This is a genomic window from Pseudomonas gingeri (assembly GCF_013386115.1).
Classification (GTDB): Bacteria; Pseudomonadota; Gammaproteobacteria; order Pseudomonadales; family Pseudomonadaceae; genus Aquipseudomonas; species Aquipseudomonas gingeri.
On the sequence record NZ_JACAOR010000009.1, the window covers coordinates 47811 to 62236 of the forward strand.

Genomic DNA, 14426 nt, shown 5'->3' on the forward strand with positions numbered 1-14426 from the left:
CCTCAGGCCGCGCCTAATTACTCGAACCAGTGGGCTCGGGCGGCCATGATCAACTTGCCGGCACGATCGTCGTCGATGCCGTCGATGTCGAGCAGATCGTCAATAGACTGCTCGGCCAGGTCTTCGCGGGTAATTACGCCGCGCACCGCCAGTTCCATCGCCAAATCCTTGTCCATACCCTCAAGCGAGAGCAGGTCTTCGGCCGGATGGGCGTCTGCCAGCTTTTCCTCAGTAGCGATGGCTTTAGTCAACAAGCGATCCTTGGCACGAGCGCGAAGCTCGTTGACGATGTCTTCGTCAAAGCCGTCGATGTTGAGCATTTCTTCCAACGGTACGTAGGCAATCTCTTCCAGGCTGGTGAAACCTTCATCGACCAGCACCTGTGCCAGCTCTTCGTCGACTTCCAGCTCGTCGATGAAGTTGCGCAGGATGTCACCGGTTTCTGCCTGTTGCTTAGCCTGGATGTCCGATTCGGTCATCACGTTCAGGGTCCAGCCAGTCAGCTGGCTGGCCAGACGCACGTTCTGACCGCCGCGACCAATGGCCTGAGCCAGATTGTCTGCGCCGACGGCGATGTCCATGGCATGGGCATCCTCGTCAACGATAATTGCCGCGACTTCGGCCGGCGACATGGCGTTGATCACGAACTGCGCCGGGTTGTCGTCCCACAGGACGATATCCACACGCTCGCCACCCAACTCGCCGGACACGGCCTGGACGCGCGAGCCGCGCATGCCGATGCACGCGCCCTGCGGGTCGATGCGCTTGTCCTTGGAGCGCACGGCGATCTTGGCACGCGAACCCGGATCACGGGAGGCGGCCATGACTTCGATCAGCCCTTCGGCGATCTCCGGCACTTCGATACGGAACAGCTCGATCAGCATTTCCGGCGCGGTACGCGACAGGATCAGCTGCGGGCCGCGGTTTTCGGTGCGGATTTCCTTGAGCAGTGCACGAACCCGTACACCGACGCGGAAAGTCTCGCGGGAAATGATGTCTTCACGAGCCAGCAGTGCTTCGGCGTTGTTACCCAGGTCAACGATGACGTTGTCGCGGGTGACCTTCTTCACGGTGCCGGAGATGATTTCACCCAGGCGCTCGCGATAGGCGTCGACGACCTGAGCACGCTCGGCCTCGCGGACTTTCTGCACGATGACTTGCTTGGCGGTCTGAGCAGCGATGCGACCAAACTCGATGGACTCGATCTTTTCTTCAACAACATCGCCGACTTGTGCGCCAGGATGGGTCAACGCGACCTTGCTCGGCCAGGTTTCCACAGCCGGATCGTCAAGATCGGCTTCCTCGACGACAGTCCAGCGACGGAAAGTCTCATAGGCACCGGTGTGGCGATTGATTTCCACACGCAGGTCAACTTCGTCTTCAAAGCGTTTTTTGGTAGCCGTGGCCAGGGCCACTTCCAGTGCTTCAAAAATCACGCTTGCCGGTACACCCTTTTCATTGGATACCGACTCAACAACCAGCAATACTTCTTTGCTCATCGTACGCCTCGCCTTTCGCAAGCCATTGGATCCGCGGGATCCGCGTCTCAGTCAAAACTGGGAATAATGTTGGCCTTGTCGATCAAATCGATCGGCAACAGGAACTCGTGCTCTTCTACCTGCACCACGATGTCCTGCTCTTCCACTCCGCGCAGAAGGCCCTGAAAATTACGTCGACCTTCAAAAGGCGAGCGCAACCTTATTTTCACTTGTTCGCCGGCATGCGAGGCAAACTGTTCAAGGGTGAACAGCGGGCGTTCCATGCCAGGAGAGGAAACTTCAAGGGTGTATTCAGTGGTGATCGGATCTTCGACATCCAGCACGCCACTGATCTGGCGACTGACAATGGCGCAGTCATCCACCAGCACACCGCCTTCTTTATCGATATAAACGCGCAACACGGAATGGCGGCCTTGAGCTGAAAACTCGATACCCCAGCATTCATAGCCAAGGGCCACGACCACCGGGGCCAACAAGGCCTGCAACTGTTCTAGCTTGCTCGACACCTGAACCCCCTCGTGCATGTATGTGCATGCTATTGAAATAAACAAAAAATGGGCGAATCGCCCATCCCTGAAACGCCGTCGAACAGCGGCGTCATAAAGTGTCCAGCTAACAAAAAGCCCCTGAAAAGGGGCTCCGCTAAAACTGGTTGCGGGGGCCGGATTTGAACCGACGACCTTCGGGTTATGAGCCCGACGAGCTACCAGACTGCTCCACCCCGCGACAAAGCTGGGGCGGAAGTATACGACCGATCCCTTACAGGGTCAATGTAACCTTCCACCTACAAGAAAGCCCGCAACAGCGGGCTCTCCTGATAATTGGTACCGAGAAGGGGACTCGAACCCCTACACCCTATGGGCACAACCACCTCAAGGTTGCGTGTCTACCAATTCCACCACCTCGGCAATACAACGTTTACAGCATGAAACCCGTTTTACTTCTGCTCAGGAGCTGGAGGTACGTCAGTCGCTGGAGTAGCCGACTTTTGCTCCTGGAGCACCGGTACATCGTCAGATGCCGGTTTTTGCTTTGGCGCTTCCAACACCGCTGGGCTTGGCAAACCTACTTGAGTCAGCTGGTGAGCTTTCTCTTTAGCAAAGTAACCTAACCCTAAGCTGGTTATGAAAAAAGCTGCGGCAAGTATAGCAGTAAACTTACTAAGAAAGGTAGAGGAACCTTGGCTTCCGAACACAGTATTTGAAGCACCTGCCCCGAAAGACGCACCAGCGTCCGCACCTTTACCCTGTTGCAGCAATACCAGAGCAACAACGCCCAGCGCACCCAACAGATGAAGAACGACTACGACTGTTTCCAGCATTTTTTCAGTTTCCCGCGGCGCGACAGATCGCACCGAACTCATCTGCATTCAGGGACGCTCCACCAATGAGCCCCCCATCGATATCCGGCATGCCGAACAGTTCGACCGCATTGGCCGCCTTCACGCTGCCGCCGTATAGAAGCCGCACACCTTGTGCGACCTCAGAATTCTCTGCCGCCAACTGCGCGCGAATGGCGGCGTGCACATCCTGCGCTTGTTGCGGCGAAGCTGTCAGCCCGGTGCCAATGGCCCAGACCGGCTCGTAAGCGATGACAGCCTTGGAAAAAGCACCGACACCCAGCTCTTCGATGATACTGCCCAACTGACGCGAAACCACTTCCATCGTCTTGCCGGCTTCACGCTGCTCCTGGGTTTCCCCTACACAGAGCACCGGGATCAAACCACAAGCCTGCGCTGCCGCGAACTTGCGATTCAGGGTGCGATCCGTCTCGCCCATGATCAGGCGACGCTCGGAGTGCCCCACCAGTACCAGGGAGCAACCCGCATCGACCAACTGGCTCGGTGCAATCTCTCCGGTCAAGGCGCCCTGCATGGATTCCATCGCAGAGTTCTGCGCGCCGACCGAGATCGACTTGCCTTTCAAGCCATCAATCACTTGATTGATATGCAGGCAAGGCGGGAATACCGCGATATCAACACCGCTCGGCAAGGCCAGGTTGCGCAGGCCCTTGATCAGCTCAGCGACGCTGGCGCGGGTACCGTGCATCTTCCAGTTACCAGCTACCAATGGACGACGCATGCTGTACCTCGCAGGTCAAAGTGGGCGCAGATGTTACCCAACCAGATCATCACTGGCAAGCCGAATTCAGGCGCAAACTTCAGCAACCAGTTTTGCCAGGACTTCGGCATGGCCACGAACCGAAACTTCGTCTTCGCCTTCGACCATCACGCGCACCAGCGGCTCGGTGCCCGACTTGCGCAACAGCACGCGCCCACGGCCCTGCATGGCCTCGGTCACGCGCTCGCAAGCCGCCACCACCTCGGGATGCCTGACCGGATCGACGCCACCGCCAAAACGGACGTTGAGCAGCACCTGCGGGCATTTGCGCAGCGCCTGGCGCGCCTGGGCCAGGCTTTCGCCACGACGCCGCACCGCCAGCAAGGCCTGCAGGGCCGCGATGATCGCGTCACCGGTGGTCGTATTGTTCAGGCAGAGGATGTGTCCGGAGTTTTCACCGCCTATCAGCCAGTTGCGCTCGAGCAGCTCGGCGATCACGTAGCGGTCACCGACATTGGCGCGCACGAACGGGATATCCAGCTCCTTGAGCGCCAGCTCGAGCCCCAGGTTGCTCATCAGGGTGCCGACCACGCCGCCATTCAATTTATTACGCTCGGCGAGATCCCGGGCAATGATGAACACCAGTTCGTCACCATCGACCACGGCACCGGTGTGATCGACCATCAGCACCCGGTCGCCATCGCCATCGAAGGCAATGCCCAGGTCCGCCTTCTCGGCCAGCACCGCAGCCTGTAGCGGCTTGATATGGGTCGAACCGCAGTTGTCATTGATGTTCAGCCCGTTGGGCTGCGCGGACAGGGCGACGACCTCGGCCCCCAGCTCGCGAAACACGCTCGGAGCGACCTTGTAGGTGGCGCCGTGGGCACAGTCGAGCACGATCTTCAGGCCCGCCAGGTTGGTCCCGGTCGGCACACTGCTCTTGCAGAATTCGATATAACGACCGGCCGCGTCATTGATCCGCGAAACCTTGCCGAGCTTTTCCGAATCGACCACGGTCATCGGCGCATCGAGCAATTCCTCGATCATCAGCTCGACCTCATCCGGCAACTTGGTGCCTTCACCGGAGAAGAACTTGATGCCGTTGTCGTCATGGGGGTTGTGCGAAGCACTGATGACAATCCCCGCCTCGGCGTGGAAAGTCCGTGTCAGGTAGGCGATGGCCGGCGTCGGCATCGGCCCCAGCAGCATCACATCGGCGCCCGCGGCCGACAGGCCGGCTTCCAGGGCGGACTCGAACATGTAGCCGGAGATACGCGTGTCCTTGCCGACCAGTACGCGGCAGGTGCCCAGCTTGCGGAACGCCATGCCGGCAGCCCAGCCCAGCTTGAGCATGAAATCAGGGGTGATCGGGTATTGCCCGACGCGACCGCGAATACCGTCGGTGCCGAAATATTTCTTTTTCATAAGTGCTCCATCATTCTTATTCAGCAGCTTCAACGGCAGCGATCATGCTGACGACGTCGACCGTCTCGGCCACATCGTGCACTCGCAGAATCCGTGCTCCCTTGCTCATCGCCAGCGCCGCCAGCGCCAGGCCGCCGTACAGGCGCTCGCCTACCGGACGCCCGAGGGCCTGGCCTATCATGCTCTTTCGCGAGACGCCAACCAACAGTGGCCGCCCCAGTACGTGCAGGGCCTCCATATGCTTGAACAGGCTCAGGTTGTGCTGCAGATTCTTGGCAAAGCCGAATCCCGGGTCAAGGATGACCCGCTCGGCCGGAATCCCCGCCGCCTCGCACTGACGCATGCGCTCGGCCAGGAAGGCCCTCACCTCTTCGGTGACGTTGTCGTAGTGCGGATTGTCCTGCATGTCGCCCGGCTCGCCGAGCATATGCATCAGGCACACCGGCAACCCGGTTGCCGCCGCCGCATCCAGCGCGCCATCGCGCCGCAGGGCACGTACATCGTTGATCAGCCCCGCACCGAGACGCGCCGTTTCGCGCATCACCGAGGGCGTCGAGGTATCGACCGAAATGACCACATCCAGCTCACGATGGATGCGCTCGACAATCGGCGCCACCCGCTCCAGCTCTTCCAGGGGCGATACCGCACGCGCCCCGGGCCGGGTCGACTCGCCACCGACATCGATCAGCGTCGCGCCGGCCTGCACCATGCCCTCGGCATGTCGCAATGCCGCATCCAGCTGGCTGAAGCGCCCGCCATCGGAAAAGGAATCGGGAGTGACGTTGAGAATGCCCATGACATGCGTCCGGGCCAAATCAAGAACCCGGTTGCCGCAAGGCAACCGGGTCGAGGACTGAGCAGAAGTCATTTCAAACCTTAGTGATCAGCCGCAGGGCCACCGATCGGCGTCTCGGGACGCTCGTTCTGCACTACGGGCGGAGTGCCCGAAGTACCCGAACCACCTTCCCAGTCACGCGGCTCGCGTGGTGGGCGACCGGCCATGATGTCGTCGATCTGCTCGGCATCGATGGTCTCGTACTTCATCAGCGCATCGGCCATGGCGTCGAGCTTGTCGCGGTTATCGGTGAGGATCTGCTTGGCCGTGCCGTAGCACTGGTCAATGATGCTGCGTACTTCGGAGTCGATCAGCTTGGCCGTTTCGCCCGAGAAACTGGCATTCTGGCCACCGCCGCCACGACCCAGGAACACTTCCTGGTCTTCCTCGGCATACATCAGCGGACCGAGCTTCTCGGACAGGCCCCACTTGGTGACCATGTTCCGCGCAATCTGGCTGGCACGCATGATGTCGTTGGAGGCACCGGTGGTGACACCGTCGAAGCCCAGGGTCATCTCTTCGGCGATACGGCCGCCGTACAGCGAGCAGATCTGGCTGATCAGGGCACGCTTGGACAGACTGTAGCGATCCTCTTCCGGCAGGAACATGGTCACACCCAGCGCACGACCGCGCGGGATGATCGAGACCTTGTAGACCGGATCATGCTCGGGCACTACCCGTCCGACGATCGCATGACCGGCTTCGTGGTAGGCAGTGTTCTGTTTTTCCTTCTCGGACATGACCATGGATTTGCGCTCGGCGCCCATCATGATCTTGTCCTTGGCCAGCTCGAATTCCTTCATTTCGACGATGCGCTTGCCGGTACGGGCAGCGAACAGCGAAGCCTCGTTGACCAGGTTGGCCAGGTCGGCACCGGAGAAACCCGGGGTACCACGGGCAATCACCGCCGGAGCGACGTCGTCACCCATTGGCACCTTGCGCATGTGCACCTTGAGAATCTGCTCGCGACCACGGATATCCGGCAGGCCGACCACCACCTGGCGGTCGAAACGGCCCGGACGCAGCAGCGCCGGGTCAAGCACGTCAGGACGGTTGGTCGCGGCAATGACGATGATGCCGTCATTCATTTCGAAACCGTCCATCTCCACCAGCAACTGGTTGAGGGTCTGCTCACGTTCGTCATGACCGCCGCCCATGCCGGCACCACGGTGACGACCGACCGCGTCGATTTCGTCGATGAAGATGATGCAAGGCGCGTGTTTCTTGGCCTGCTCGAACATATCGCGAACGCGGCTGGCACCGACACCGACGAACATCTCGACGAAGTCGGAACCGGAAATGGTGAAGAACGGCACTTTCGCCTCACCGGCGATGGCCTTGGCCAGCAAGGTCTTGCCGGTACCCGGAGGACCGACCATCAGCACACCGCGCGGGATACGACCGCCCAGGCGCTGGAACTTGCCCGGATCACGCAGGAACTCGACCAGTTCGCCCACTTCTTCCTTGGCTTCGTCGCAACCGGCAACGTCAGCCAGGGTGGTCTTCACCTGGTCTTCGGAGAGCAGGCGCGCCTTGCTCTTGCCGAAACTCATCGGGCCGCCCTTGCCGCCCGCACCGCCCTGCATCTGGCGCATGAAGAACATGAACACCGCGATGATCACCAGGATCGGGAAACTGGCTACCAGCAACTGGGTCCAGATGCTCTGCTGCTCAGGCTGCTTGCCTTCGACCACGACATGGTTGTCCACCAGGTCGCCGATCAGGCCGTTGTCCTGGATCGCCGGGCGGATGGTCTTGAAGCTGTCGCCATCGTTGCGCTTGCCGGTGATCACGTAACCGTCCACGGCAACGCGTTCGACCTTGCCATCCTTGACCTGCTGGATGAAGTCGGAATAGTTGAGGGTCTGTGGCTCGTTAGGGCTGGAGAAGTTGTTCATCACCGTCACCAGGACAGCCGCGATGATCAACCACAGGATCAGATTCTTTGCCATATCGTTCAATTAACTACCCTCTGAAGCTAGCTCCGCTTGTGGCGCGCGCTTCGCATGATATTCACCGGCATAACTTACTACATTACCTACAGCTTCGCAGGCGCCGTCTGTAACCCTTTGTGAAACATTGACTACACAATATTCGCTTATGTTCACGAGGCGAAATGCGAAATTCCTATCGCCCCGGTCAAAAACCCCGTTTTACTCGGTGCGCCCGCGGAAACCACGGCCCAGCAGGTACTGCTCGCGGGACCGATCGCGGGACGATGCCGGCTTGCGCGTCTGCACCTTGTCGAACTGCTTGCGGAAGTTCTTGTGGTACTCGTCGAAGCCTTCGCCCTGGAAAACCTTGATCAGAAAATCACCACCGGGACGCAATACGCGCCCGGCCAGATCGAGTGCCAGCTCGCAAAGGAACATCGAGCGCGGCATATCCACTTCGGGCGTACCACTCATATTGGGGGCCATATCGGAAATCACAAGGTCAACCTCGGAATTTCCGACAGCTTCGAGGATCTGCGCCAGCACCGAGTCCTCGGTAAAGTCGCCCTTGATGAAGGTCACATCGGGGATGCTGTCCATATCGAGGATATCGGAAGCGATCAGTCGCCCCTGCCCGCCAATCAGACGACTGGTCACCTGGGACCAGCCACCTGGCGCGGCGCCGAGGTCGATCACGCTCATGCCCGGACGGATGATCCGGTCCTTCTCCTGGATTTCCAGCAGCTTGTAGCTGGCACGGGAGCGGTACCCGTCTTTCTGTGCCATCTTGACGAACGGGTCGTTGAAATGTTCTTTCAGCCAGTTAAGGCTAGTCTTGGAACGGGCCACGGGGCACCTCGAAAAAATTGTCGAATCGCGATTAACTGGGCGGTCCCGGACTCGCTCGGGTAAACTGGCCGCCGCTTTTTACAAGATCAGACGCAGGGGTCAGATTATGCCGCTCACTCAAGAGCAGAAGAAACAGTACAAATCCATTGGCCACCATCTGAAACCAGTATTGACTGTGGCTGACAACGGTTTGACTGAAGGTGTGTTAGCCGAACTCGAACGCGCATTGAGCGATCACGAGCTGATCAAGATCAAGCTCAATATCCTCGATCGCGAAGCGCGCCTGGCGAACATCGCCGAGCTGTGCAAGGTCGGCAAGGCGGACCTGGTACAGGTCATCGGCAAGATGGCACTGGTTTATCGCAAGAATTTCAGTGTCAACAAGCAACTGTCGAACGTTCACCGTTTCAAGTGATGTAGACAAGGGTCAAGGGTACGCTTCGCGTGCCCTGCCACTCTCGCCGGGAACCGGCTGCAGCACCAGCACCAGGCCGGACAGGCCAAGCACCAGATAACTGAACAGCTGCCAGCGCAATGCCTCCGGCTGCCAGTGGCGCACCGCAAGATACATCCCGCACGCATACAACGCCATCAGCAGCAACTGCCCGCGAATATCGCGCCACAGGCTTGCCCGCCCCTTGGCCTGGACCAGCACCAGGACCTGCACGATCACGCAGACCGCTGCAAATCCCACCAATAAAGAGCCCAGCAGGCCGCCGATCTCGTCGATCAGCAGCGGTGCCAGGCCGATCTGCGCCAAAACCGGCAACAGCCCCACATGCAACAACCACAGGCCGCCGACCCAGAGCATCTGGGCCAGCTGCCAGAGCATGGCGCCCGCACGCAGCGGGCGCCGCCGTTCAGATATGGCGGACTTCGACAATCTCGTACTCGATCACGCCACCGGGCGTCTTGACGGTCACGACATCGCCTTCTTCCTTGGCGATCAGGGCGCGAGCGATGGGCGAACCCACCGAAATCTTGCCCAACTTGATATCAGCCTCATCCTCACCGACGATGTGGTAGGTCACGCTTTCGTCGGTTTCGACGTTGGCGATCTCGACCGTGGTGCCGAAAATCACCTTGCCGGTATGCGGGATGGTCGTGACATCGATGATCACCGCATTCTGCATGCGGCCTTCGATATCACGGATCCGCGCCTCGACCATACCCTGCTGCTCGCGGGCAGCATGGTATTCGGCGTTTTCCTTCAGGTCGCCCAGCTCGCGGGCCGTGCCGATGTCCTGGCTCAGCTTCGGACGGACGACCTTGGTCAGGTGGGCGTGCTCCTCTTCCAGGGCCTTGGCGCCCTGCACGGTCATTGGGTACTTGGTTATGCTCATGCCTTCAATCCTGCGTGTAGATCCTGCAAGCGACGCACGGTCTTCTCCGGACCGAACTTGAGCGCTTCGCAGATGGCTTCGCCAGCAGCAATGGTGGTTGTGCAGTAGATCTTGTGCTGCAGCGCGTTACGACGAATGGAGTACGAGTCAGCAATCGACTGGCGCCCTTCGGTCGTGTTGATGATCAGGGTGACTTCGTCATTCTTGATCATGTCGACGACGTGCGGACGACCTTCGGTCACCTTGTTGACCCGGCGCACTTTCAGGCCCGCGGCTTCGATCAGCTTGGCGGTACCGGCGGTGGCAACCACTTCGAAGCCCAAGTTGATCAGATCACGGGCGACGCCTGCAACCAGTGGCTTGTCGTCGTCGCGTACGCTGATGAACGCGGTACCGCCGGTCGGCAGCACTTCGCTGGCACCCATCTGGGCCTTGGCGAAGGCTTCGCCGAAGGTGTCGCCGACGCCCATCACTTCACCGGTGGACTTCATCTCAGGGCCGAGGATCGGGTCCACGCCAGGGAATTTGGCGAACGGGAATACCGCCTCTTTCACGCTGTAGAAGTTCGGAATGATTTCCTTGGTGAAGCCCAGTTCCTTCAGGGTCTTGCCGGCCATTACACGGGCCGCGATCATCGCCAGGGAAACACCGATGCATTTCGACACGAAAGGCACGGTACGCGAGGCACGCGGGTTCACTTCGATGACGTAGATGTCTTCGCCCTGCAGGGCCAGCTGCACGTTCATCAGGCCGACAACGCCCAGTTCCAGGGCCATTTTCTTGACCTGCTCGCGCATCTCGTCCTGGATGTGCGCCGGCAGCGAGTATGGCGGCAGCGAGCACGCGGAGTCACCAGAGTGAACACCGGCCTGCTCGATGTGCTGCATGATCGCGCCGATCACCACGTCGGTACCGTCGCAGACCGCATCCACGTCCATCTCGATGGCGCAGTTGAGGAAGTGGTCGAGCAATACCGGGCTGTCGTTGGACACCTGGACCGCTTCACGCAGGTAACGCTTGAGTTCTTCTTCCTCGTAGACGATTTCCATCGCCCGACCGCCCAACACGTAGGACGGACGCACCACCAGCGGGTAACCGATCTTCGCGGCGGCACGAATCGCTTCGTCTTCGCTGCGCACGGTGGCGTTTGGCGGCTGACGCAGGTTCAGGCGCTGGACCATCTGCTGGAAGCGCTCGCGGTCTTCGGCACGGTCGATGGCGTCAGGGCTGGTGCCGATGATCGGCACGCCGGCGGCTTCCAGGGCACGGGCCAGTTTCAGCGGGGTCTGGCCGCCGTACTGGACGATCACGCCCTTCGGCTTCTCGACGCGGACGATTTCCAGTACGTCTTCCAGGGTAACCGGTTCGAAGTACAGGCGATCGGAGGTGTCGTAGTCGGTGGAGACGGTTTCCGGGTTGCAGTTGACCATGATGGTCTCGTAACCATCGTCACGCAGTGCCAGTGCCGCATGTACGCAGCAGTAGTCGAACTCGATCCCCTGGCCGATACGGTTGGGACCGCCACCGAGGATCATGATCTTGTCACGGCCCGACGGCGCGGCTTCGCACTCTTCTTCGTACGTCGAGTACAGGTACGCGGTATCGGTGGCGAACTCGGCGGCGCAGGTATCGACACGCTTGTAGACCGGGAACACTTCCAGCTTGTGACGATGGGCACGCAGGCTCTTCTCGGTCACACCCAGCAGCTTGGCCAGGCGCTGATCGGAGAAGCCCTTGCGCTTGAGGCGGAACATCAGGTCGCGGTCGATGCTGGTCAGACCCAGGGTCTTGACCTTCTCTTCGTCCTTGATCAGATCTTCCATCTGCACCAGGAACCACGGATCGATCATGGTCATGCCGAAGATATCTTCAACACTCATGCCGGCGCGCATGGCGTCCGCCACGTACCAGATACGCTCGGCGCCCGGCACGGTCAGCTCGCGCTTGAGCACGCTCATGCTTTCCGGATTGCCCAGGTCAACCTTCTCGTCCAGGCCGCAAACGCCCACTTCCAGGCCACGCAGGGCTTTCTGCAGGGACTCCTGGAAGGTCCGGCCGATGGCCATGACTTCACCCACCGACTTCATCTGGGTGGTCAGGCGCGCGTCGGCCTTGGCGAATTTCTCGAAGGCGAAGCGTGGCAGCTTGGTCACGACGTAGTCGATGGACGGCTCGAAGGACGCCGGGGTCTTGCCGCCGGTGATGTCGTTCGACAGCTCGTCGAGGGTGTAACCCACGGCCAGCTTGGCCGCGACCTTGGCGATCGGGAAGCCGGTGGCTTTCGAGGCCAGCGCCGAGGAACGGGATACCCGCGGGTTCATCTCGATGACCACCATGCGGCCGGTGTTCGGGCAGATGCCGAACTGGACGTTGGAGCCGCCGGTTTCCACGCCGATCTCGCGCAGCACCGCCAGGGAGGCGTTACGCAGGATCTGGTATTCCTTGTCGGTCAGGGTCTGGGCCGGTGCGACGGTGATCGAGTCACCGGTGTGCACGCCCATCGGGTCGAAGTTTTCGATGGAGCAGACGATGATGCAGTTGTCCTTCTTATCGCGGACAACCTCCATCTCGTACTCTTTCCAGCCGATCAGCGATTCGTCGATCAGCAGTTCCTTGGTCGGCGACAGATCCAGGCCACGGGCGCAGATTTCTTCGAACTCTTCACGGTTGTAGGCGATACCGCCGCCGGTGCCGCCCATGGTGAAGGACGGACGGATGATGCACGGGAAGCCGAGCTTCTCGAGGACCGCATTGGCCTCTTCCATGCTGTGGGCGATACCGGAGCGCGGGCAGGCCAGGCCGATGGATTTCATGGCCTTGTCGAAGCGCGAACGGTCTTCGGCCTTGTCGATGGTGTCGGCATTGGCGCCGATCATTTCCACGCCGAACTTTTCCAGGACGCCTTCGCGCTCCAGGTCCAGGGCGCAGTTCAGGGCGGTCTGGCCACCCATGGTCGGCAGCAGGGCGTCCGGGCGCTCTTTCTCGATGATCTTGGCAACGGTCTGCCACTTGATCGGCTCGATGTAGGTCGCATCCGCCATGGCCGGGTCGGTCATGATGGTCGCCGGGTTGGAGTTCACCAGGATGACGCGATAACCCTCTTCGCGCAGGGCTTTGCAGGCCTGGGCGCCGGAGTAGTCGAATTCGCAGGCCTGGCCGATCACGATCGGGCCGGCGCCGAGAATCAGGATGCTTTTTATGTCTGTACGTTTTGGCATGGGTTTGTCACTCAAATCCGCAGGTCAGTCGGCAAGCCGTCTTGAACAATCTTTGCAGAGCCTGAGGGGGCCGCCGGTTTCGGGGCCGCCCTCAGGCCGCTCACTCAGCGTCGCTTGGCCATCTCATTGATGAAACGGTCGAACAGCGGCGCTACGTCGTTCGGGCCCGGGCTTGCTTCAGGGTGGCCCTGGAAGCTGAACGCGCTCTTGTCGGTGCGCTCGATGCCTTGCAGGGAACCGTCGAACAGCGACTTGTGGATCGCCCGGACGTTGCCCGGCAGGGTCGCTTCATCCACGGCAAAACCGTGGTTCTGGCTGGTGATCATCACCACGCCGGTGTCCAGGTCCTGCACAGGGTGGTTGGCACCGTGATGGCCGTGACCCATTTTCAGGGTCTTGGCGCCCGAGGCCAGGGCCAGCAGCTGGTGACCCAGGCAGATACCGAAGACCGGGATCTCGGTTTCCAGCACATCCTTGATCGCCTGGATCGCATAGTCGCAAGGCTCCGGGTCACCCGGGCCGTTGGACAGGAACACACCGTCCGGCTGCAGGGCCAGTACGTCGCTGGCCGGGGTTTGCGCCGGCACCACGGTCACGCGGCAGCCGCGCTCTACCAGCATGCGCAGGATGTTGTACTTGACGCCGTAGTCGTAGGCCACGACATGGTAAGGCAGGTCGGCGGCTTCGAGGGTCGCGTGGCTGTCAGTCTTCAAGTCCCAGACCGTGGAGCGCCACTCGTACTTTTCCTTGGTGCTGACGACTTTCGCCAGATCCATGCCCTTGAGGCCAGGGAAACCCTGCGCCGCGGCAATCGCCGCTTCTTCGGAGATAGTGTCACCGACCATGATGCAGCCGTTCTGCGAACCCTTTTCACGCAGGATGCGGGTCAGGCGACGCGTATCGATACCGGCGATCGCCACCACATTGTTGGCTTTCAGGTAATCGGACAGGGACATCGTGTTACGCCAGTTGCTCGCGACCAGTGGCAGGTCACGAATCACCAGACCGGCCGACCAGACGCGATCAGACTCGATATCTTCCGGCGTGGTGCCGGTATTGCCGATGTGCGGATAGGTCAGGGTGACGATCTGTTGGGCGTAGGAAGGATCGGTAAGGATTTCCTGATAGCCGGTCATGGCGGTGTTGAACACCACCTCACCAACGGTCTGACCGTCGGCTCCAATGGCTTCGCCGCGAAAAATGCTGCCATCAGCAAGGGCGAGTATGGCTGGCTTAGTCAAGAAGACCTCCCGTAAATAAAGC

Annotated in this window: 13 protein-coding genes and 2 tRNA genes; 1 reads left to right on the forward strand and 14 read right to left on the reverse strand. The window is 60.3% G+C overall.

Annotated features, from left to right (window positions below):
• Positions 1-17: 17 nt before the first annotated feature.
• The 10 genes from nusA to rlmE all read right to left on the reverse strand — a co-directional run bounded on the left by nusA (position 18) and on the right by rlmE (position 8602).
• Entirely contained in the window at positions 18-1499 is a 1482-nt protein-coding gene (nusA, locus tag HX881_RS18705) for a transcription termination factor NusA (protein ID WP_017126818.1), read from the reverse strand.
• Positions 1500-1546: 47 nt separating this feature from the next.
• Positions 1547-2005 (reverse strand): ribosome maturation factor RimP, encoded by a 459-nt coding sequence (gene rimP, locus HX881_RS18710; protein ID WP_042935593.1) that lies wholly within the window; start codon positions 2003-2005, stop codon positions 1547-1549.
• A 143-nt stretch (positions 2006-2148) separates the two neighbouring features.
• A tRNA-Met gene (locus tag HX881_RS18715) sits at positions 2149-2225 on the reverse strand.
• Positions 2226-2321: 96 nt separating this feature from the next.
• Positions 2322-2407: transfer RNA gene (locus tag HX881_RS18720), tRNA-Leu, on the reverse strand.
• Between the two features lie 29 nt (positions 2408-2436).
• Positions 2437-2820: a preprotein translocase subunit SecG gene (gene secG, locus HX881_RS18725; protein ID WP_083875367.1), complete on the reverse strand. Its 384-nt coding sequence runs from the start codon at positions 2818-2820 to the stop codon at positions 2437-2439.
• Between the two features lie 4 nt (positions 2821-2824).
• On the reverse strand, positions 2825-3580 hold the full coding sequence (tpiA, locus tag HX881_RS18730) for a triose-phosphate isomerase (RefSeq protein ID WP_042935547.1): 756 nt from the start codon (positions 3578-3580) through the stop codon (positions 2825-2827).
• A 66-nt stretch (positions 3581-3646) separates the two neighbouring features.
• Entirely contained in the window at positions 3647-4984 is a 1338-nt protein-coding gene (gene glmM / locus HX881_RS18735; protein WP_177085914.1) for a phosphoglucosamine mutase, read from the reverse strand.
• A 16-nt stretch (positions 4985-5000) separates the two neighbouring features.
• On the reverse strand, positions 5001-5852 hold the full coding sequence (gene folP, locus HX881_RS18740) for a dihydropteroate synthase (protein WP_177085916.1): 852 nt from the start codon (positions 5850-5852) through the stop codon (positions 5001-5003).
• 8 nt (positions 5853-5860) lie between these two features.
• Complete coding sequence (gene ftsH / locus HX881_RS18745; RefSeq protein WP_017126813.1) at positions 5861-7771, reverse strand: ATP-dependent zinc metalloprotease FtsH; 1911 nt, start codon at positions 7769-7771, stop codon at positions 5861-5863.
• Between the two features lie 201 nt (positions 7772-7972).
• Positions 7973-8602, reverse strand: a complete 630-nt coding sequence (gene rlmE, locus HX881_RS18750; protein WP_017126812.1) for a 23S rRNA (uridine(2552)-2'-O)-methyltransferase RlmE — start codon at positions 8600-8602, stop codon at positions 7973-7975.
• A gap of 106 nt (positions 8603-8708) precedes the next feature.
• On the opposite strand from rlmE, the gene HX881_RS18755 reads away from it, so the two are divergent.
• Positions 8709-9017, forward strand: a complete 309-nt coding sequence (locus HX881_RS18755) for a YhbY family RNA-binding protein (RefSeq protein ID WP_017126811.1) — start codon at positions 8709-8711, stop codon at positions 9015-9017.
• Positions 9018-9029: 12 nt separating this feature from the next.
• On the opposite strand, the gene HX881_RS18760 is transcribed toward HX881_RS18755, so the two are convergent.
• The 4 genes from HX881_RS18760 to carA form a co-directional block, all read right to left on the reverse strand.
• Positions 9030-9434, reverse strand: a complete 405-nt coding sequence (locus HX881_RS18760; RefSeq protein ID WP_177085918.1) for an MFS transporter — start codon at positions 9432-9434, stop codon at positions 9030-9032.
• A gap of 28 nt (positions 9435-9462) precedes the next feature.
• Positions 9463-9939: a transcription elongation factor GreA gene (greA, locus tag HX881_RS18765; RefSeq protein ID WP_042935590.1), complete on the reverse strand. Its 477-nt coding sequence runs from the start codon at positions 9937-9939 to the stop codon at positions 9463-9465.
• Positions 9940-9941: 2 nt separating this feature from the next.
• Positions 9942-13163 (reverse strand): carbamoyl-phosphate synthase large subunit, encoded by a 3222-nt coding sequence (carB, locus tag HX881_RS18770; RefSeq protein WP_017126808.1) that lies wholly within the window; start codon positions 13161-13163, stop codon positions 9942-9944.
• Between the two features lie 104 nt (positions 13164-13267).
• Positions 13268-14404, reverse strand: a complete 1137-nt coding sequence (carA, locus tag HX881_RS18775) for a glutamine-hydrolyzing carbamoyl-phosphate synthase small subunit (protein ID WP_177085920.1) — start codon at positions 14402-14404, stop codon at positions 13268-13270.
• Positions 14405-14426 lie beyond the last annotated feature (22 nt).